The 19,497-nt window shown below is 62.9% G+C and carries 17 protein-coding genes; 3 read left to right on the top strand and 14 right to left on the bottom strand.

Features of this window, described 5'->3' with window-relative positions:
* Positions 1-90 precede the first annotated feature (90 nt).
* Entirely contained in the window at positions 91-1,119 is a 1,029-nt protein-coding gene (locus tag RQP55_RS10300) for a LacI family DNA-binding transcriptional regulator (protein WP_315610106.1), read from the bottom strand.
* A 109-nt stretch (positions 1,120-1,228) separates the two neighbouring features.
* Here RQP55_RS10300 and RQP55_RS10295 point away from each other — a divergent pair, with 109 nt between their 5' ends.
* From RQP55_RS10295 to RQP55_RS10285, 3 genes are all read left to right on the top strand, one after another.
* The gene (locus RQP55_RS10295; protein WP_315610105.1) at positions 1,229-2,707 is read left to right on the top strand and encodes an altronate dehydratase family protein; all 1,479 of its coding nucleotides are present in this window, start codon (positions 1,229-1,231) and stop codon (positions 2,705-2,707) included.
* A 109-nt stretch (positions 2,708-2,816) separates the two neighbouring features.
* Positions 2,817-3,614, top strand: coding sequence for a 2-keto-4-pentenoate hydratase (locus RQP55_RS10290; RefSeq protein WP_315610104.1), 798 nt, complete (start codon positions 2,817-2,819; stop codon positions 3,612-3,614).
* A 52-nt stretch (positions 3,615-3,666) separates the two neighbouring features.
* Positions 3,667-4,959, top strand: coding sequence for an MFS transporter (locus RQP55_RS10285; protein WP_315610103.1), 1,293 nt, complete (start codon positions 3,667-3,669; stop codon positions 4,957-4,959).
* 38 nt (positions 4,960-4,997) lie between these two features.
* On the opposite strand, the gene RQP55_RS10280 is transcribed toward RQP55_RS10285, so the two are convergent.
* The 13 genes from RQP55_RS10280 to RQP55_RS10220 form a co-directional block, all read right to left on the bottom strand.
* Positions 4,998-6,386: a DUF1501 domain-containing protein gene (locus RQP55_RS10280; protein WP_315610102.1), complete on the bottom strand. Its 1,389-nt coding sequence runs from the start codon at positions 6,384-6,386 to the stop codon at positions 4,998-5,000.
* A 23-nt stretch (positions 6,387-6,409) separates the two neighbouring features.
* Positions 6,410-8,158, bottom strand: coding sequence for a DUF1800 family protein (locus RQP55_RS10275; RefSeq protein ID WP_315610101.1), 1,749 nt, complete (start codon positions 8,156-8,158; stop codon positions 6,410-6,412).
* 172 nt (positions 8,159-8,330) lie between these two features.
* Entirely contained in the window at positions 8,331-9,317 is a 987-nt protein-coding gene (gene virB11, locus RQP55_RS10270) for a P-type DNA transfer ATPase VirB11 (protein WP_315610100.1), read from the bottom strand.
* A complete protein-coding gene (locus RQP55_RS10265) occupies positions 9,314-10,369 on the bottom strand; it encodes a TrbI/VirB10 family protein (RefSeq protein ID WP_315610099.1) in 1,056 nt (351 codons plus the stop codon). Before RQP55_RS10265 ends, virB11 begins: the two co-directional genes overlap by 4 nt.
* Positions 10,362-11,036, bottom strand: coding sequence for a TrbG/VirB9 family P-type conjugative transfer protein (locus RQP55_RS10260; protein WP_315610098.1), 675 nt, complete (start codon positions 11,034-11,036; stop codon positions 10,362-10,364). Before RQP55_RS10260 ends, RQP55_RS10265 begins: the two co-directional genes overlap by 8 nt.
* Before the next feature lie 17 nt (positions 11,037-11,053).
* On the bottom strand, positions 11,054-11,836 hold the full coding sequence (locus tag RQP55_RS10255) for a type IV secretion system protein (RefSeq protein WP_315610097.1): 783 nt from the start codon (positions 11,834-11,836) through the stop codon (positions 11,054-11,056).
* On the bottom strand, positions 11,833-13,035 hold the full coding sequence (locus tag RQP55_RS10250) for a type IV secretion system protein (RefSeq protein ID WP_315610096.1): 1,203 nt from the start codon (positions 13,033-13,035) through the stop codon (positions 11,833-11,835). The genes RQP55_RS10255 and RQP55_RS10250 overlap by 4 nt, the downstream gene beginning before the upstream one ends.
* Positions 13,032-15,422 (bottom strand): VirB4 family type IV secretion/conjugal transfer ATPase, encoded by a 2,391-nt coding sequence (locus RQP55_RS10245; protein ID WP_315610095.1) that lies wholly within the window; start codon positions 15,420-15,422, stop codon positions 13,032-13,034. Before RQP55_RS10245 ends, RQP55_RS10250 begins: the two co-directional genes overlap by 4 nt.
* Entirely contained in the window at positions 15,401-15,634 is a 234-nt protein-coding gene (locus tag RQP55_RS10240) for a type IV secretion system protein VirB3 (RefSeq protein ID WP_410000284.1), read from the bottom strand. The genes RQP55_RS10245 and RQP55_RS10240 overlap by 22 nt, the downstream gene beginning before the upstream one ends.
* Positions 15,635-15,701: 67 nt before the next feature.
* Positions 15,702-16,016 carry a TrbC/VirB2 family protein gene (locus RQP55_RS10235; protein WP_315610093.1) on the bottom strand — a complete coding sequence of 105 codons (315 nt, stop codon included), beginning with the start codon at positions 16,014-16,016 and terminating at the stop codon, positions 15,702-15,704.
* A 145-nt stretch (positions 16,017-16,161) separates the two neighbouring features.
* Complete coding sequence (locus RQP55_RS10230) at positions 16,162-17,613, bottom strand: bifunctional 3-(3-hydroxy-phenyl)propionate/3-hydroxycinnamic acid hydroxylase (RefSeq protein WP_315610092.1); 1,452 nt, start codon at positions 17,611-17,613, stop codon at positions 16,162-16,164.
* Between the two features lie 4 nt (positions 17,614-17,617).
* Positions 17,618-18,457, bottom strand: a complete 840-nt coding sequence (locus RQP55_RS10225; protein ID WP_315610091.1) for a fumarylacetoacetate hydrolase family protein — start codon at positions 18,455-18,457, stop codon at positions 17,618-17,620.
* On the bottom strand, positions 18,454-19,473 hold the full coding sequence (locus tag RQP55_RS10220) for a VOC family protein (protein ID WP_315610090.1): 1,020 nt from the start codon (positions 19,471-19,473) through the stop codon (positions 18,454-18,456). The genes RQP55_RS10225 and RQP55_RS10220 overlap by 4 nt, the downstream gene beginning before the upstream one ends.
* Positions 19,474-19,497: the final 24 nt, after the last annotated feature.

Here is a 19,497-nt window from a genome sequence, read left to right as displayed (position 1 = left end):
GGTGCAATCTTTCCTGCTGGATGTCTATTTGACCTCTAGGTAACCGGTGTCATTACCCAGATCAAGCACTCATCTGCAGCGCGCGGCAATTCAGGGCTTGGGGGCGGAAACAGACGCTCTGGGAACAAATTCAGTCGGGAACAGCGACTGCTCCTTGCCTGCAGTTTCGGGATGGATCAGCTTCATTGCGGCAGAGCGGGCCATGGTCCGGATCGGCCAGCGCACCGTCGTCAATGGTGGCCAGATCGTTGCGGCAATGGCCGTATCGTCAAAGCCGACTACCGAGAGATCGCCGGGCACGACCAGCCCGCGTTCACGCGCAACATGGACCACGCCCGCGGCCATCACATCGTTGCTGGCAAAGATCGCGCTGGGCGGATGCGGCAGGTCGAGCAGCGAGACGCCGGCTTCCTTGCCGGATTCGAAGGTGTAATTGCCGCGCGCAGTCAGGCTGATGTCAGCGGGCAGACCGTGCGCGCTGACCGCCTCGCGCCAGCCTTCGCGGCGTTCATGGGCCGAGCGGAAGCCGTCCGGCCCTTCGACCAAGCCGATCCTCTTGTGTCCCTGCGCGATCAGGTATTCGACCGCATGGCGCACGGCCTGACGGTCGTTCGATTGGACGAGGTGCGCCGGATCGTCGAGCTCGGCCGAACCCATGCGGACATAGTTACACCCCAGTTCATCGAGCAGGGCGAAGAAGGCGTCATTCTCGGACAGCGGCGGCAGGACCATTACGCCATAGAAGCGCTGCTGCTCAATGAACTTGCGAACCTGATCGAACAGGCCTGGGTCGTGGCGATCAACCGGGTGGATCACCAGCGCGAATTCGCTCCCCCGGATCGCATCCAGCACGCCTTCCTGGAAGTTGAGGACCATCTGCGCGTTGGGGTTGTCATAGATCAGCCCCAGCGAGAAGTTACGTCGCAACGCCAGCTGGCGCGCCTGCGGGTTGGGCACATAGCCCAGCTCGGCGATAACCGCCTCGACCTTTTCGCGCGTTGCCTGGTTGAGCAGCGGCGAACGATTGATAACACGACTGACGGTCTTCTTCGACACGCCCGACAGACGCGCGACATCGTTGATCGTCGGCTTGCCCTTGCGGCCGGATGTGCCCGCCATGCCTTCCCCTTGCGCCTGCCGGCCAAGCGACCGGGCGTCATCCCCCCCTTGCCTTCCCGCGAGCACAAAGGCAATATTGACACCGGTTACCATATGCCAAGGACCCATCTTGCACAAGTTCCCGGCCGCACTGCAGATCCACCCCGCCGATAGTGTAGCGGTTGCCCTGCGCGCGATTGCCGCAGGCGAAGAGATCGCCGGTGTGCCGGCGACGTCCGACATCCCACAGGGCCACAAGCTGGCGCTGGTCGATCTGCCGGCAGGCACGGTGGTGATGAAGTATGGCCAACCAATCGGTCGGGCGAGCGCGGCAATCGCCGCGGGTGACCATGTGCACAGCCACAACCTGGTCACGGCACTCGCCGGGGAACTGACCTACCGCCCCGGTTCGGTGGCGGTCAGCGTTGTCGCAGCCACTGGCCTGCCAACCTGGCAAGGCTATCTGCGCGCAGACGGCAGTGCTGCCACGCGCAACGAAATCTGGATCCTGCCCAGCGTTGGCTGTGTCGGCATCACGGCAGAGGAAATTGCCCGCGCTGCGCGCGAACGGCACGCAGGGCGGGTCGACGGTGTCTACGCGTTCGCGCATCCGCATGGATGCTCGCAACTGGGGGATGACCTTGCCGGGACGCGGGACCTGCTCGCAGGCCTTGCAACCAACCCCAACGCCGCTGGCGTGCTGCTGCTGGGGTTGGGCTGCGAATCAAACCAGCTGGACGCGCTGCTGGAGGCCGTTCCGCCGGCCGCGCGCGGCAAGGTTCGACTGCTTTCCAGCCAGAGTGCGGGCGACGAACTGGCAGCAGCGGCAGCGCTGATCGATGACCTGGTCGAGCAGGCGGCGCTGGCCCAGCGGGTCGAACTGCCATTCTCGGCCCTGACCATCGGCCTCAAATGCGGCGGGTCGGACGGGTTCTCAGGCCTGACCGCCAATCCGCTTCTTGGCCGCCTGGCGGAGAGCCTCTGTGCTGCTGGCGGGCGGGCGATCCTGACTGAGATTCCGGAAATCTTCGGCACCGAACAGGCCCTGCTCGACCGGGCGATCGACGCACCGGTGTTCGATGCCGCCGCCGGCCTCGTGAACCGGTTCAAGCGCTATTACCTCGATCAGGGGCTGCCGGTGTCGGAAAACCCCTCGCCGGGCAATCTGGCAGGCGGAATCACAACGCTTGAGGAGAAGTCGCTCGGCGCGGTGCAAAAAGGTGGCAATGCTCCGCTGGTCGACGTGATCGGCTATGGCGAGCAGGTGCACCGGGCCGGGCTGACCCTGCTGGAAGCGCCGGGTAACGATGCCGTATCGTCATCAGCACTGGCGGCTGCGGGCGCAACGCTGGTGCTGTTCACCACCGGGCGCGGCACCCCACTGGGCTTCCCGGTGCCAACTGTGAAAGTGGCCTCGAACCAGACATTGGCCGAGGCTAAGCGGCACTGGATCGATTTCGACGCCTCGCTCGCCCTGCGCGAAGGCCTGGCGGCGGCAGACCAGGCTTTCGCCGCCCGCCTCGCTGCGATCGCCAGCGGCGAGCCGACTGCCGCAGAGCGCGCCGGACAACGGGCGATCGCAATCTGGAAACGCGGCGTAACGCTGTGATCTGACCGGCGTGCAGACACGCAGACTTGCCAATGACACCGGTTTCCTTTAGCCACCGCGACAAGCACCGGAGCAAGCCGGGCATGATGATCGAGACGAGAGGTAGAGTTTGACCGAGCAGGCCCAATCCGTTGCCACGGCATTTGTTTCCGCCCGCCGCGCGGCGCGGGCGCTTGCCGAATATCCGGGCGTCGCACCGCAAGATCTTGCCTCTGCCTACCGCATCCAGGACGCCGCGATCCGGCTTGATGGCCGCGCCGTCGCCGGGTGGAAGGTGGGCCGGATTTTCCCACCGCTCGACAGCCAGTTGGGTGCTAACCGCCTGTCTGGTCCGGTCTTTGCGGACGAGGTTGCCGCTGCTGCCAATGGCGCAGTGCCGGCCATGCCGGTTTTCGCCGGGGGCTTTGCGGCTGGCGAGGCCGAACTGCTGCTGCACGTCGCGCCCGGCTGGAACGGCGAAGTGCCGAGCGATGACGCCGGCACCCGCGCCATTCTTGACGAAGTGCGCCTGGGGATCGAAGTCGCCAGTTCGCCCTATCCGCGGATCAATGCGGATGGCCCGTTGGTCACCGTTTCCGATTTTGGCAACAACCACGGTGTGGTGATGGGGCCGGTGCTGGACGGTTGGCGCGAGCTGGATCTTTGCGCAATTGTCGTGCGCACCGAAGTCGCAGGCGAGACCGTGGGCGAGGCAACCGCAGCGACCATGCTGGATGGCCCCTATGGCGCGGTTCGCTTCCTGCTTGGCAATCTCAGCGCGCGCGGGTTCGACCTGTCGCAAGGGCTGTGGGTTTCCACCGGTGCGATCACTGGGGTCCACCCGGTAGAGCCTGGTCAGAAGGTGACCGCGGTGTTTGGCGAGCATGGCTCGCTGTCCTGCATGATCAGCCTGGCGCAACCGCGCTAGGGCAAAGACAAGCGCGGACCGGACCAACCCCGGCCGCAGAGTGGAGAGGCCGATGATCCAAAGCACCCCTGCCGCAGCCGCGGGCATTGCCAAGCCGGATGGCCGCCGCCGCTGGCTGATCATCGCGTTGCTCTTCGTCGCCACGACGGTCAACTATGTCGATCGCACCATGCTTGGCCTGCTGGCCCCTTCACTGGGCAAGGAGATGGGCTGGAGCGAGAACGATTACGGCACAATCGTTACCGCCTTCCAGGCCGCCTATGCCATGGGATTCCTGGTCATGGGCTGGCTGATTGACCGGTTCGGGCCAAAGATCGGCTATGCCATCGCCATCACCGTTTGGACGATCGGCCATGTTGCCCATGGCTTCGCCTCGACCGTCGCCGGATTTATGGCTGCACGCGTGGTGCTGGGTGTGGGCGAGGCCGGACACTTCCCGGCCGTTGCCCGCAGCAGCAGCGAATGGTTCCCGCAAAAGGAACGTGCACTGGCGATCGGCTGGGTCAATTCTGGCACTACCATCGGCGTAATTCTTACCGCACCCGTGTTGGCCTTGTTCATGAACCATCTGGGCCTGGGCTGGCGCGAGACCTTCATCTGGTCGGGCCTGTTCGGCGTGGCGCTTCTGGCACTTTGGTGGAAGCTCTATTCCAACCCGCGCGAAAGCGGCTTGGTGAGCGAAGCCGAGTTAGCCTGGATCGAGCATGATCCGCCGGAAAAAGTAGACCAGGTTCCATGGCGCCGCCTGATCACCATGCGCGAAGCCTGGGCCTTTGCCGTGGCCAAGTTCCTGACCGACCCCGTCTGGTTCCTGATGCTGTTCTGGCTGCCGAAGTATTTCAGCACGACTTACAACGTCGATCTCAAGGTTGTGCTGCTGCCGATGATCATCATGTATCTGCTTTCCGATGTCGGGTCGGTCGCGGGTGGCTGGATTTCGTCCAAGCTGATCCAGCGCGGGCGCACGCCCAACTTCGCCCGCAAAGCAACCCTGCTGTTTTCGGGCTGCATGGTCCTGCCCCTGCTGTTTGTCTCCGGGCTTTCAAACATGTGGCTGGCGGTCCTGCTGATCGGGATCGCGCTCGCGGGTCACCAATCGTTCAGTTCCAACCTGCTGTCGCTGCCGCCTGACATGTTCCCCAAGCGAGCGGTCGGATCCGCCATTGGCCTGGGCGGGTTTGCCGGCGGGATCGGAGGGATGATCATGGCCAAGTCTACCGGCCTGGTGCTGGAAGCCACCAATGGCAACTATACGCTGATCTTCATCGCTTGCACGATCACCTACTTCATTGCCGTGGCTGCGATCCATCTGCTTTCGCCGGGGCTGAAGCGGGTGGAACTTTGATCCCGCCAAAGGCGAAAAGGCTTTCGGCGGCCGGCGCGTCAGACGAAGCCCAGATTGGTCCCCAAAGCCGAACCCGCAAAGTTGCGCAGGTTCGGGAACACGGTCGGCAAGTCGCCCGCTGAAACCCCAAACCAGCTGGCCAGGGTCGCGCCGTACTGATCAACTGACATGGTTGGGATCAATCGGCCCTGCCCGATATCGTCCGGGCCATTGTTCGCCAGGGTTGGGTTGACGCCATAATAGCGCCCGCCGTTGACCGCACCGCCCACCACAAAGTGCATTGATCCCCAACCGTGGTCCGTCCCATCATTGTTGGCGGTGAGCGCACGGCCAAAGTCCGACGCGGTGAAAGTGGTGACCTTGTTAGCGACGCCGAGTTCCACGGTGGTATCATAGAAGGCGCGAATGGCGTTCGATGCATTCTGCATCAGCACAGGATGGAGCGCACCAAGCCCATCATGCATATCAAACCGACCTGTCGAGACAAAAAAGACCTGGCGCTTGACGCCGAGTTCCTGGCTGACCGAAATCAGCTTGGCGACAAGCTGCAATTGCGCTCCGAGGGAGCTGGATGCATCTACCGCAGCCGGAAATGGCGTTCTCGTTGTTGGTGCGATCGCCAAAGCGTTGGCAACAAGGGATTGCAACTCAAGCGCGCGCTTGCCGATATCGCTGATGGCGACCTGAAAATCATGCTTCCCACCAGGATTTGCAATCAGTTGCCGCAGCATGGTAGCGGCAGCGGTTGATCCATTCAGATTGGTGCGCGAGTTGAGCGCAATCGGGCCCGTTGTTGATACCGCATATTGCACCGCCGCCCGGCCGGTCAAGAAAACCGCATTGCCCGACGGGTTAATGCAGGTCAGCGAGGCATTACCATTCCCCGATTGCAGGAAGTCGCCGATCCGGCCTCCCCAGCCAGTCGCCGCGCCTTCAGGTGATGAAGCCTGCCAGTAACTTTGCTGGTCATTGTGGCTCAGTAGCTTGGGCGGTAGCAAGACCGAACGGGCTTGGTACTGCGCCTTCGTGGTTGGCTGCACCAGAGTGCCGACATTGAGCATCACCGCCATCCGCCCGGAATTGAAAATCGGCATCAGCGAGGCGAGGCCCGGGGCCAACGCATACTGCGCCCCGCCAGGAAGCGGCGTGGTAGGATTGAGCAGTGTCGGTTGCAGGGCGGCCTGCGTCAGGGCAAAGCCCGGGCGCTGGGAGGTGTAAAACGCGTGCCGTGCGTTGTCGTAAGGCGGCAAGGTGTTGGCATAGTCATTGCCGCCATAGAAGAAGACACAAACTAGCGCCTTGTAATCGCTGGCCGTGGCGGCTGCCGCTTCCCCCGATGCCGCAAGGTTCAGGACAAAGGATGATGCCTGACCGGCAATCGACAGGGCTGAAGCGCGCTTCAGGAAGGCGCGGCGTGATTGGTCCATGCTCATGTCCGTGGGCCTTCTTGCTAGCGCTGCACAAGATATTCGGGCGAAGCCATGACCAGTACGATCGCGGCCTGAATGCGGTTGGTAATGCCGGTGCTAGTCGCGACGGAGATAGTATCCAGGGCGATCTTCATCTGGCCAATTGTCGTGGCGCCGATCTGGCCGGCCGCCAGAATCAGGTTAAGTTCGTTCAAGAGTGCGGAACTGTCGGTCGCTAGCGGAGTAAGCTCATCATAATTCGGCTTTGCCTCTCCGGCGCCATTGATGATCAGCGTCTGTATGTAGTTGATATATGCGATTACAGACGGCTCATTGGCAATCTGAAATTCTGGCGCAACCATGCCTTTGCTGGCGATGGCCGTGCCCGGCGGGGTGTATCCGGGCCGGAACCAGTTGAAGACGCTTGGCGCCCGGCCCGGGCTTTCGGCCAAGCGCGTGGAAGAAGATGCGTTGTTACCAAACGGCCAGGCATTGGTCGGTGAGGTAACTCCGAACGCTCTTGCCCATTGCACCATCCGCACCACAGGCTCGCGCAGTTTTCCGAAACTCGCGCTATCAACCTGGCTATCGTCGCGGGCCTCAACGTCCGTGAGGATAGCTTGGATCACGGCCTTCATATCTCCGCGCACGCCGCTGCCATTGTTGACGAACACGTTTGCGACCCGGTTGACATAGGCTGGCGAGGGATTGCTGGTCACCATGCGCTGGATCAGCTGCTTTGATACGAACGGCGGCAAACTGGCGTTGGCGAACAATCCATCCAGCGCCATGCGGCGCGCTGTCGCTCCGTCATGCCCCGACGGGATCGAAATGCCGAGAAAGTTGATTGCCCCGGTTTCATGCTGTGCAGGATTGATCACCAACGGCAGTCGAAAGCGTGCTGGGGTTGAATTATCGCCACTTGCCAGAGCATAGCCGGTCCACACGCGGGCGTGCTGGCTGACCTCCTCCTGGGTGTAGGTTGGCACGGGATTCCCGCCTGATGTAACCGGGGTACCGTCCATATTGAGTTGATTCAGCCCGATTGTGAAAAGCTGCATCAATTCGCGCGCATAGTTCTCATCCGGGATCGAACCGGTGGCTGGGTTGGCCTTTTGGTTGCCCAGAAAGGTCAGGTAATAGCCCATGGCCGCACTGGTGGAGACTCCCTCCATGATGTCGCGGTAATTACCGAAAGCATTGTCCCACAGGACGTCCAGGTAAGCCGCCATGATGAAAGACTCCCACGGGGCACCGAACCCGTCGATCGAGGTCACCCACATGTTGAGGAGCGAAAGGCCGACCCGCTGGCGCAGGACATCCCCGCCACTGATCAACTGCGACCAGACCATCGGATCGAAGCCAGCGTTGGTATTCACGTTGGCTGCGGCATCATATCCGCCGGCAATTAGGAAATCCCAAAACTTCTGCCGGCGTGGTGTGGCAAACTGGGTGTTGAGCCAGACCGAAATCGATGACCCGGTCAGCGCGGTAATGTCGGCCTTGCCATAACCGATGGCAGCCTGGGATAAGAACCGCGAGGCTTGAGACAGCGATAAGGGAACGGGTGTTGGGGTCGGGCTTGGCGTAGGGATTGGTGCCCCACCGCCGCCAGTGCCGCTTCCGCCAGAACCGCAAGCGGCAAGCGACAGGGCCGCCGCAACGCCCAGCCCTGCCTGCAATCCCGAAGGTCCAACCTGATTGTTGGCGGATAGCCCTTGGTCACCCGGTAGCCTCCGTTCAACCAAGGAATTGGCGACCACATTGGCCGAATTAAGAGCGTCGGTCATTGCCCCTCCACCGACAAGATGTGCCGCGCTGCAGCCTTTCGACTACACACGATCATTGTCGCTTGCTCTTCGGTTTTCGCCGAAGGAGCCCTGACCCGGCTTCGAAGCTATGAGACAACTTGCCGCAATGGAATAAGTCGTTCCGCGGTTTTCCGCAGCTGCAATCGCGCAATCAGGTTCGCGTCAGCATGACCTGCGCGATCCTGCGGCGGCCCTCGTGTCGCTCAAGCTGAACAATCGCGTCGATGGTATTGGACACATAATCGACAATATCACTGCGGGTCAGCCGTGTTCCCGCCTGGAGCGCGATCAACGCCAATTGCTCAATCGCTCCAGCCGGGCTGTCGGCATGGATCGTGGTCAGTGACCCAGGATGGCCAGTGTTGATCGCGCGCAGGAATGTCAGGGCTTCGCTGCCACGGACCTCGCCCAGGATTATCCGGTCCGGGCGCATCCGCAGCGCAGCCTGCAGCAGGTCATTAGCCGTAACACGGGCCTCGCCAAGCGCGCCCTTTACGGCCAGCAGGGCGACCGAATTGGCTGCGGGAATGACGACTTCCGCCGTATCCTCGATTAGCAGCAGCCGATCGTGTGCGGGGATTTCCTTGATCAGCGCATTGAGGAAAGTGGTCTTGCCAGTCGAGGTGCCGCCAGAGATCAGAATATTGCAACGCGCCCTGACCAGATCACCCAGATAGCGCGCAAGGTCGGCCGGTCCCTCACCGGGCGGTCCGGCAATTGCCCGCAGTTGCGGCCGGCCGCGGGCAAAGTCCGCCGCATCAAACGCTCCGTCACCAAGGTAATCGGCCAGGGTCAGGTCCGGAACAACGTGCTTGCGGATGGCTATTGCGAACCCGGCCCTGGTGGCGGGCGGCGCCACAATCTGGACCCGCGCGCCACCGGGTAGCGTCGCGGCCAGCAACGGATATTCGCGATTGATCCCCTGGTGGGCCAATCCGGCAATCTGCCGGGCAAGCCGCCAGAGGTTGTCCTCGTCCAGCTCAGGCAGCGCGTGCTGCTCGACCACCCCACCAATCGTCTCAACCCACAGTTCGCCCGGCCGGTTGATGAAAAGGTCAGTCACTTCCGTGCGCGCCAGATAGGTCTGCAACGGCGCGAGATAGGTATCAAGGAAGCGCAAGGGGGCTTCAGCCGTCATCGGACCGGTGGTGTCCCGCTGAAGTCAAGATCACGCGCCACCAGCACCGCAACCTGCGCCCCTTCTCGAACTTTGACGGTGGGCGAGCGCGGGTTGCTGGGCGCAATCGATCGGCTGACTTCGGCGGCGGTCGCCGGCAGTCCAACATAGACTCCGGCGCTGTCACGCGGCAGCGAGGCCAGGTTGACGCCAACCGTCAGGGCCGATTGCAAAACGGCATTGCCGAACCGCTCAAGGAAATGGGTGTTGACCCGCCCCGGCACCCCTGCCCCGCCCATCGCATCGGTAACGGGCGAACCGATGCGGATAGCCACTCCGTCAGGGCGGATGAGCCGGTTCCAGGTGACCAGCACGCGGCGAAGCCCGGCCCCGGTTTCAGCCTTGAACTCTCCAATCAGGCGGCTGCCGCGCGGGATCAGCACCTTGGTCCCGTCAAAACTGCGCACGTCTTGCGATGTAATCGCCCGGGCCAGGCCGGGTCGGTCGGAATCGAGCGGCGTTTCAAGCGTGGCAGCAATGATCGCCCCCTGCGGGATGATCGAGCCGCGATTGCGGATGATCGTCGCGCGGACCGCATCGTCCCCCGTCTCTGCTGCCGCCGGGTTGGAACCGTTGACCGGTGCGCCGCTGCCCGCAGTCAGATCGGCCACCAGGGCCGGCTCATTACCGCGCGGACGCCGGAACATGACCGTTACAGCAGGATCCGCACCTTTGCCCACCGAGACATTCGCCGGGCCGAGGCGCGGCATCATTGGCTGCGCTGTCGTTGCCAGAGCCGCCGGCATGGCCCGGCCGGGATCGGGAACGACCGGCGGCGCCGGGGGCGGTTCGGGCGGCGGAATGATCAGATCGGGCACCGGCGCGGGCGGGCCGCTCGTCTGATTGCCTGCCCTCGCCCCATCGATATCGCCCATCATCGCGCGGCGATTGGAATCGAGGTAAAGAAACAGCCCCAACCCCAGCAGCAACGCCAGTCCGATAATCAGCGGCAGCGGAACAGCTTCCTGCGGCAGTTCGATTTGCGGGGTCAGGTCGTTAGGCTCTTCAGTCATCGCTGGCCTTGCTCACCCGAAGGGCTGTAGCCCGCGCCTTGCCCCGAATGAAGACCAGTCGGGTGGGCAAACCTTCGATCACGAAAACACCGTCGCGCATCAAGCCGTTGACCAGTGCCAATTGCCCCTGCTGGTCCTCCTGGTAAACAGCGGGCAGGGCAGCATCTTCAGCCCAGCGTAGCGACGTGAACTGGCCGTCATCGGAAATGCTTTCGGGCCACAAGGGGCGGTCACCTTTCAGCTCGTAGCGTGCGGGCTTTTCGGTGGCCGCCTGTTCGGCTTCCTGGCGGATCGCCGGATAAACAAAGTTCAGGACAAACGGCTGAATCTGCGCGGCGGCACTGCTTTCGTAAAGCGCGAAAGCATAGCTGCGCTGGTCGGTGATCACGGTCAGGTTAGTCGGCTGCGCACCACCTGCTGGCTTGACCACCAAGGCATCGGCACGGCGGCTGACCTGCGCCTGCCATCCACCCGGATCTCCCAGCGTCACCAGCTCGATCCGCTCATCCGGCGAAAAGCGGATCGTCACCGCAAAGCCCTCGGCTAGGCGCAGGGCGACAACCTCGTCCGGGTCGTAGGCAACCGACTGGATCCGCGGATCGGTGAGGCCCGGGGTCGGCACGACCTCTGCCGCGAGCGGGGCGGCAAGCAGGCCAAGGGCAGCCAACAAGGGCAAGAGCCGGATCAATTTGCGCCCGCCCGGCGAAGCGGGGGGACGACAGAGCCAATCAAGGCCGGGGTCGTTGCAGGTCCGGACACCGGCAAGGCCTGCGGTGCCAGTTCCTGGTCCCTGCGATATTCGATCACCTGAAAGCCCAACGGATTAGCCAGCCGATCGTCCAGCGAAAGCGGCTCGCCGCTGTAACGGAACCGGATCTGCGCGACATAGCGCCCGGTTGCTGCTGCGGCCTGGCCCGGATCACGGCGTTCGGCCGAGAACCGGACCTGCACGCTATCGGCGCCCGATGGCATGACGCTTTCGATCTTGGTGTTGATCAGGGTCGAACGGGGATAGACGTTAAGCGGGCTGAGGGCGTTCGACATCGGCATCAGCGCCAGATAGTCACGCCGCGCTTCCCCGCCTGACCACAGCGCAACCTTCTTGTATTGCTGGGCCAGGCTGTTGATGTCGAAGCTCTCGCGCGCGATGACATACTGCGCCAGCATCGAATGGGTCAGCGCGGTATTGGGCTTGACAGAAGCAGGTTGGGTGCCTTCCAGAACCTGGACGAAGCCGGTCGTTCGATCGACCATCACGGTATAGGGCACCACGGTCTTGATCGGCGCCAGTGCGATCAGCGCCAAGGCTTCAAGCGCGGCGATCCCAGTGGCGATCGACGCCACGATCCAGGCATTGCGGCGGGATCTTGCGGCCTCAGCAGCGCGATCGGCTCCCCAGCTTCGCGCTTCGGCGAAATAGGCCTCGCGATCGTCGGCCGGCTCGATCTGGTGGTTGGTATTGGTCATGTCAGCTCATCCCGCCGCCGCGCTCCAACCGATTGGCGAAGCATCCTGCGCCGGCCGGTCTGGCCCAGCGGCAGGGCGGCAAATTGCAATTCCTGTTCGGGCGCCATGCTGGCCGGGCGTGGCAGCGCCAGCCGGCGCGGCGGCGCGGTGATAGTCCCGAGCCGCTCCTCACGCAGGCCAATAGAAGCGGCGGCCGCAGCGATCTGCCGGGAGCGGCTCAGCGCCGGTTCATCCCAGCTGCGACGGTAGCCCATTGGCGATTGTGTTTCCCGGACCGCCGCCGACAGGAGACTTGTCAGCCCGCCCCGCGGCCAGACCAGGCCCAGGCCAATGCACGCCCCGGCGGCAAGGACGGCCAGAACGGCCAGACTGAAAACCAAGGTCGTGCCATAAATCTGTTGAGGCAGGGCGGCAACCGGCTGCGCCGCCTTGAGTAGGCCTTGCAGCGCCAGCACTTGCGGCTCGATGATCGCCAGCTGCAAGGCCAGCACCGCCGGAACCGCAATTGCCGCAATCAGGGTACCGACCAGCGCACGCAGCCAGCCCATGAAGAGTCCGCGCGAGCCTTCGAACAAAAGGCAGGCGATCAACAGCGGGCCTATCGCCAAAAGAAAACCGATCACGATTCTGACACCAACCAGACCGGCCAGAGCCGAAACCACCAGCGCCCCCATCGCGGCATTGGCGCTGACGGCGGCCGCTTCGGACAGCACAGTTTGCGTCGGACGAGCCGGAGCTGCCCCGGTGGGGCTGGCCAACAAGGAAGCACTTTCATTCACAAGCTGGCCCAGCGCGGCGTTGACCCCATCGACCCGTGCGGCCAGCATTTCCGAGCCGCCACCATTCAAGCCAGAAACGCTCAGGAAGCTGGCCGCTACGGCCTCCGGGGTCTTGGTCGCGACATCGTAAACCAGCACCCGCCAGGCCGGCCATTGAGTTGCCAGCGCCAGCACCACGCCGATCTTGAGGGCGGCAGACATGCCATCGCGCACCGTCAATTCGCCGCCCAGCAGCAGGCGATAGCCGATCAGCGCAACATAGATCGTGAGCAGGCCGGTCAGCGCCGCGCCAAATGGCGATCCGGGGCCCAGCGCACGAAAGGCCTCTTCGCCCAGTCCCATTGTCCGGCAATCGACCCACGCCAGAATACTGCCGACATAGCGGCCGAGCGGATCGAACGGGGCACAGGCGGCGATCATGCGACCTTGACCAATTCAGGCAGCCAGGCGGCGGGATCATCACCGGTCCTGGCTCGGATTTCATCGAACAGCCTGACGGTCTTCTCGCGTCCCGAAAGAATGGTCAGAACCTCTGCCGCCCCGGACAGGTCCAGCCGCACAACCACGCTTTCGTTGCCATGCTTGACTAGGAAGCAATGCGCTGTGTCGGGCAGACTGCGGATCAGCTCGTACTCATGGTCGGTCAGGCCAAAGCCGGTCACGTAGTCAGCACGAGCGGCCTTGGGATTGGCGGTGAAGATCTGGGTCGCGGCTTGCTCCACGATCGCGGAGCTGATCTGGCTGTTCAGCGCATCGGCCGCGTTCTGGGTCACAAAGCCAACAATGCCGTTGCGCTTGCGGACGGTCTTTTCCCAGTCGCGTATGCGCGCCACGAAAACCTCGTCATCAAGAGCCTTCCAGCCTTCATCGACAACGATGATCGCAGGCGAGCCGTCCAGCCCCTGATCAACCCGGTGGAACATGTACATCATCGCCGGGGTCCGCAGCACCGGATCGTCAAGCAGCCGGGTCATGTCGAAGCCAATGGTGTCGCGCGACAGGTCCACTTGGTCCTCGGCATTGTCAAACAGCCAGGCATGCTCACCTTTGCCCCACCAGGGGCGCATGCGGGCATAAAGGTCCTTGGGGTGCGGGCGATCGTTCCCGCGCAGCAATTCGACAAAGCTCGCAAGCCGCCGGTAAGCAGGCGGCGAAGCCATCGATGCGTCGACCGCTTCCTTGATTTGCGCCAGATCCTCGATGGTCACGGTCGTTCCGTCGCTGCCGACCAGCTGGGCAATCCATTCGATCAGGAACCGCCTGTTTTCGGGCGAATCGACCAGAAGCAGTGGGTTCATCCGGCTGGGGACCCCGGGGCGCAGGATGTCATAAACCCCACCGATCGCACGAATGAACAGTTCGGCCCCACGATCCTTGTCAAAGAAGACGATCCGCGGCGCAAACCGGCGCGCCTGGGCCAACAGGAAATTGACGATCACCGTCTTGCCCGAACCCGATGGACCAATCGCCGTGAAGTTGCCCAGATCGCCTTGGTGGAAGTTGAAATGGTACGGCCCCGCGGCGGTGGTCTCAAACGTAGCGACTGCCTCGCCCCAATGATTGCCAAAGGGTTTGCCTGCCGGGAAATTGTGCCAGCTGGCTAGGCTGGCGAAATTCGCCGAACCGATCAGTACCCGCCTCACGATGAAGCCGAAGTTGCCAGGGAACTGGGCCCAGAATGCTGCTTCCAGGCCAATATCCTCGCGCACGGTCACCATGCCGAGGTCGGTCAGGGCAGATTGCACTTCGGCCACGCCGCCATCAACAGCCGCCTGGTTTTCTCCCCGGACCATGACCGTCAGATGATGCTCGCCATAGGCGGCGCGGCCGGCGGCAACCTCATCCTTGGCCTGGGCCAATTCCGAACGCAGGCTCAACGCCTCATCATCGGACGCCCTCATCCGGCGCAGCGCAAGGTTCATCCGGCCCAGGCTTGCCTGCCGGTCAACGAACGCAAAGCTTTGGGTGATGACCATTTCGGCCGGGATCCGCAGCAGCTCATCGAGCATGCCCGGGGCGGTTTGGCCCGGATAATCCTTGGCAGAGACGATCGCTGCAAGGCTGCGCACGGCTTGCGCCGTCGGTGCCAGTTCCAGCGTATCGGCGCCAAAGCTTACACGGCGGCGGGGCAGTACTTCGCCAGCATCGCCATAGGGCAGTCGGACCGGGGCCAGGTCGGCATTGTAAAGCAGCGCCAGCATCTCAAGCGGCTCGGAACAGGGGCCATGCGGCGTATCGTAGACGCTGAGCATCGCCGGCCGATAGGTGGCCAGCGCTGCCAGCAATTGCTCACCTGCGGCTTCCAGCGCACGGGCCTCGCCCAGCATCCAGGCCTCGGCTTCGGCGCTGTTGCGGCCCTTGCCGAGCCAGCGGGCAATCCGGCTGCCAACGCCGGCACTGCCCTGCATCGGCCGACGGATCAGCGTGAGGAACAGTTCGTTGGTGTAAAGCGATTTTGACGCGAGCCGCTGCTGCCACATCGCATCGAGATCGCGGCTGAAAGCATCAGGGAACGTCCCACTGGGCTCAACCTGAACCCGGCGGCGGACGATGTGATGGTAGATCGCATACCGCGAAGACCCGATGGCCCGCAGCATCGCATCGCGCAGGCTTTTGCGATAATTGATCTCATCCGTTTCGGCTGTCTCGAACAAGAGGCCCTGCATGCGGATCGCCAGCATGAGCGTGCCGTCGCGTAGCCGCACCACCCGATCGTTGACATGATGGGCATAGGGCAGCCGCGACCCAGCGCTCTGCTCGTGCGCGAAATCGGGTCGGGCTGGGTTCAAGCGCGATAGGAATTGCATCGCCAGAACCGGTAATTGGGGATCCGCGGACAGCGAGCCAGGCGGATTAGCCAGACATCGAAAATGCGCGGTTCGCGCAGGCAGGCCAGCCAGCCGGCAAAATGCACGGCCACGGCCAGAAGAATAACCCAGGCAGACTTGAAGATCAGGAAAAACTCGGTCGAAACCACTCCGTTGATCACGCAGTAGCTATAGGTCACGCCCGCAAACATCTGCGGCCGGGTAAGCCCCACGAACAGTGGATCCCGTGTCAGGCCAGGGTCCACGCCAACAGTGCCTTCAGAACCCGCCAGCGGCGGACTGGATACCGGCAACGATGCTGGCGGCGCCAAACAGAATGAAGCAGCCAAGGATCACCGTTGCGCCATAGCGCCAGTTCATCCGACCGGTGAGCATCATCAGCCCAACCACCGCGACAGCAATCACCGCAACGACCGTCGCGACCGTGCCCAGCAGGGTGCCCTGAATCCAGTTGATCGCGCCAATGATTGGACCCGATCCAGCGGGATCGGCATAGCCCGCCTGCGCCAGAATCGGCGATGCAGAAAATGCAGCAAAAGCCACCAAAACCCGAGCTGCCAGAATACTCTTCATTGCGCGCCCCTATCAAGCATCAATGGTCTATGTAGGGCAAAAACTACGCGCAATACAAATCTTGTAGCTAAGTCATTCGCGTGCATCAAAATAAGTATTTATTTCTATATTTTGTGGCGCGATTTTTGGCAGGGTTACACTGAATTCATTGTAGAAATTGGCCTCCAGACCAAGCGGCATCCAGTTCTGCTGCAGACCCAGTGCCAAAAACGTAGCGATCTGGTCGCACCAGCACGGCATCCGATGCGTAACTATCCAGCCAATCCCCTAGCTGGCGGGCAAATGGCTGAAGCGACTGGGTGCTGAGATCATGGCGCGCAATCAGCCAATGGCCCGGGCCCAACACGTCATCGAGCCGGGTACCATCATCCGCCAAAGGTTGCGGGAAGTAGCTGCCGGCAGCCGGTGACCCATAACGAATGTGCCCGGCCGATATTGGCGGGTAGGATGGCGGGCCATTCGGCAGCTTACCCAGAGCGCGCCCAAGTTTGAACTTTAGGTCACGCAGCCAGGCCCCAAGCCGGCTGGTGATGCAAACGGTCTTGCCCATCATGATCGCCATGGCGATGGTGGCCCGCAAATTGGGCTCGCGCTCTGGCTGATAGGTGTCGAGCAAGCCATCATCCGCAGCGCTGTTCACCGCCGCCGCCAGCTTCCAGGAGAGGTTTGCCGCATCGCGCAGGCCTGAGCACATGCCCTGCCCGGCAAATGGCGGTGTCTGGTGCGCGGCATCGCCTGCCAGCAGCACGCGGCCCTTGCGCCACTGCGCGGCAATACGGGCTCGGAACGTATAGACCGCCTTGCGCTCCAGCCGCACGGCGCCTTTTACATTCCAGGGCTCGAGCAATTTTTCGATAAAGGCATCTTCGCTGACCTGTTCGGCAGTCTCACCCGGTTTGATCATGAATTCCCAGCGATGCCGACCCTCGCCCATCAGCACGCAAGTGGTCGGGCGCTCCGGATTGCAAATCTGGAGGTTCGCCGTCGGCAACTTTGAATAATCATCAACCAGTACGTCGACGACCAGCCATGGCTCTTCGAAATTGAGGTCGTCAAAGTCGATGCCGGAGGCCTTGCGGACCGGACTGCGTGCGCCATCCGCACCGACCAGATAGCGGGCGCGGATCGTCCGCTCGCCAGCCGGTGTCGTGAGCGATGCCGTTACACCCTCACCATCATCAGTGTAGGCGTCCAGTTCCCAGCAATGGTAAAGTTGTGCACTCGGCAAGGCGGACAGCGCCTTGTGCAGTTCAGCCTCGACGCTGGGCTGGTGGATCATGTTCGCAGCGGGCCAGCCGCCCGGGCCAAGCTTGTCGGCACCTTCGAACCGCAGCAACACCTCGCCCTTGGCGTTAAGGAAGTCATAGCGGCTGGCGCGGCGGGCCGTCTGCATCACCGCTTCGGCGACACCGGCTGCCTGCAGGATCCGCATCCCTTCATGATCAATATGTGCGGCGCGTGGCAGCGGATAGATCGCCGCTTCCTTTTCCGCGACGATGACGGATACGCCGCGGCGGGCGAGCAGGATCGCCAGCGTGACGCCGGTCGGCCCGCCGCCGGCGATCAGGACATCGCAATCGAACCCCGCCCCCGCCATGGCCCTACCCCTCTGCCACCATCGTGCCTTCGATATGGCCCAGACCGTCGACCTCGCAGCGCACCACGTCACCGGCCTGCAGGAACTGCCGCGGGTCCATCGCCGCGCCGACACCTCCGGGCGTGCCGGTGAACAGGCAGTCACCGGGCTCCAGCGTCATCCCGATCGAGAGGTGCTCAACCTGCTGCCAGATGTTGAAGACCAGGTGGCGGGTGTTTGAATCCTGCCGCTTCTCACCATTGACGAAGCAGCGCAGGCCAAGCTGGTGCGGATCGCCCGCTTCGTCTGCCGTCACGATCCACGGGCCCATCGGCGCGTGGGTGTCAAAGCTCTTGCCCAGCGACCATTGCGGGCCGGCATGCTGCCACATCCGCTCAGTCACATCGTTGCCCACGCAATAGCCAAAGATCGCGGCTGGGGCATCGGCTGCGCCGATATGCTTGCCGCCCTTGCCGACCACGGCGACCAGTTCGACCTCATAGTCGGCCGTCATGGTGCCCTTGGCGATCTCGATCGGATCGAAAGGGCCGTTGACCGAGGTCTGGGCCTTGGTGAACCAAACCTGCCGTTCAGGTGTGGCCATGTTCGATTCGGCGATATGATCGGCGTAGTTGAGGCCAATCGCGAAGATTTTGCCGGGGCGCTGGATCGGTGCCTCCAGCCGGACAGAAGCCAGCGGCACACCGGCGGCGGCTGCGGCCTTGGCTTCGAGTTGCGGCTTCTGGACGTCCCAATCGCGGATCAGGTCAATCATTGTGCCGGGCACGCCGCTGTCGATCACGGTGTCTCCCACCACGATCCCGGTGCGGGTCTTGCCATCGGCGGTATAGGTGCAGAGCTTCATGCGACAGTTTCCTTGGGCTTTGAACGGAACAGGCCCAGCACACGCAGGCGCAAGGCCATGAAGAACGAGACGAGGCCGGGCGGCGGTGGCATCTTCCCGGCAAACATCGGGTGAGGCGCACCCCACTGGACCGCCAGCAGCGCGCTCATCGGTTGTTTTTGTGGCGGATCGGCGGCGGTGAACAGGTCACCATCGGTCCAGTGCTCCAGCTCGTTGCCGAAGGGGTCCTTCCAGTAATCGAAGATCTGGCTGCCCATGATGTGGCGGCCAACACCCCAGGCGGGCTGGCGCTTCTTGGCCCTCAGATGCTGATGGCCTAGCATCAGGTCATCAAGATTAGCGACTTCGAAGGCGGCGTGGAGGATGCCCAATTCGCCTGGCAGCTGGGCCAAGAACAGGGTGTGGTGATCGGCCGGCTTATCACCCCGGTCACAACGCATGAAAGCGCCCAACGGAACATTTTTTGCCGCCTCAACCTCGTCCGAAGTGATGAAGCCAAACCGATCCTTGTACCACCGCTCTGCGGTGCGGAAGTCGCTGACCTTGAGCACGGCGTGCCCGATCCGGCAGACATGGGCGGGGCCGGGTTCAACCCGCACCGTCGCGCGCTGGCGCGGCTTGGCGGCAGCGGTGTTGCGCGGCAGGTCAGCAAAGGGCAGCGCAGCCTGACCCTTCGCCTGTCCGGCAATCACTTCAACGCCGTAACCATCGGGATCGGTCAGGCGAACGATCTTGCCCCCACCCGGTTCGGCCAAATCTTCGACCGGCACGCCTTCGCTGGCAGCAAGCTTTTCCAGATCAGCCACAGACTCTGCGCGCAATCCGACGCCAAGGAACCGTGCCACGCCGCGTTCAGTCACATGGATGAAGGGACGGCCATCCGTACCCCGGCCATAAAGCCGGCCACCTTCCTCGAAGCAGCCCATCCCGAAGTCTTCCAGGAATGCCCGCATCGCCGCCAGATCGGGTGCGGCATAGCGAACATGGGCGATGTCCTCGATCCGGATCGTGCTCATCGGAAGACTCTCCCGCGCCGGGGC

This window comes from Novosphingobium sp. APW14 (genome assembly GCF_032337075.1).
Taxonomy (GTDB): Bacteria; Pseudomonadota; Alphaproteobacteria; order Sphingomonadales; family Sphingomonadaceae; genus Novosphingobium.
This window is presented reverse-complemented; position numbering and strand designations above follow the sequence as displayed.

Excerpts from the sequence above, each read along its gene's own strand:
- RQP55_RS10285 (WP_315610103.1), top strand. The coding sequence starts at position 3,667 with ATGATCCAAAGCACCCCTGCCGCAGCCGCGGGCATTGCCAAGCCGGAT.
- RQP55_RS10280 (WP_315610102.1), bottom strand. The coding sequence starts at position 6,386 with ATGGACCAATCACGCCGCGCCTTCCTGAAGCGCGCTTCAGCCCTGTCG.
- RQP55_RS10230 (WP_315610092.1), bottom strand. The coding sequence starts at position 17,613 with ATGGCGGGGGCGGGGTTCGATTGCGATGTCCTGATCGCCGGCGGCGGG.
- RQP55_RS10220 (WP_315610090.1), bottom strand. The coding sequence starts at position 19,473 with ATGAGCACGATCCGGATCGAGGACATCGCCCATGTTCGCTATGCCGCA.
- RQP55_RS10240 (WP_410000284.1), bottom strand. The coding sequence starts at position 15,634 with ATGTTTGCGGGCGTGACCTATAGCTACTGCGTGATCAACGGAGTGGTT.
- RQP55_RS10265 (WP_315610099.1), bottom strand. The coding sequence starts at position 10,369 with ATGACTGAAGAGCCTAACGACCTGACCCCGCAAATCGAACTGCCGCAG.
- RQP55_RS10300 (WP_315610106.1), bottom strand. The coding sequence starts at position 1,119 with ATGGCGGGCACATCCGGCCGCAAGGGCAAGCCGACGATCAACGATGTC.
- RQP55_RS10235 (WP_315610093.1), bottom strand. The coding sequence starts at position 16,016 with ATGAAGAGTATTCTGGCAGCTCGGGTTTTGGTGGCTTTTGCTGCATTT.
- RQP55_RS10250 (WP_315610096.1), bottom strand. The coding sequence starts at position 13,035 with ATGATCGCCGCCTGTGCCCCGTTCGATCCGCTCGGCCGCTATGTCGGC.
- RQP55_RS10225 (WP_315610091.1), bottom strand. The coding sequence starts at position 18,457 with ATGAAGCTCTGCACCTATACCGCCGATGGCAAGACCCGCACCGGGATC.
- RQP55_RS10245 (WP_315610095.1), bottom strand. The coding sequence starts at position 15,422 with ATGCAATTCCTATCGCGCTTGAACCCAGCCCGACCCGATTTCGCGCAC.
- virB11 (WP_315610100.1), bottom strand. The coding sequence starts at position 9,317 with ATGACGGCTGAAGCCCCCTTGCGCTTCCTTGATACCTATCTCGCGCCG.
- RQP55_RS10255 (WP_315610097.1), bottom strand. The coding sequence starts at position 11,836 with ATGACCAATACCAACCACCAGATCGAGCCGGCCGACGATCGCGAGGCC.
- RQP55_RS10275 (WP_315610101.1), bottom strand. The coding sequence starts at position 8,158 with ATGACCGACGCTCTTAATTCGGCCAATGTGGTCGCCAATTCCTTGGTT.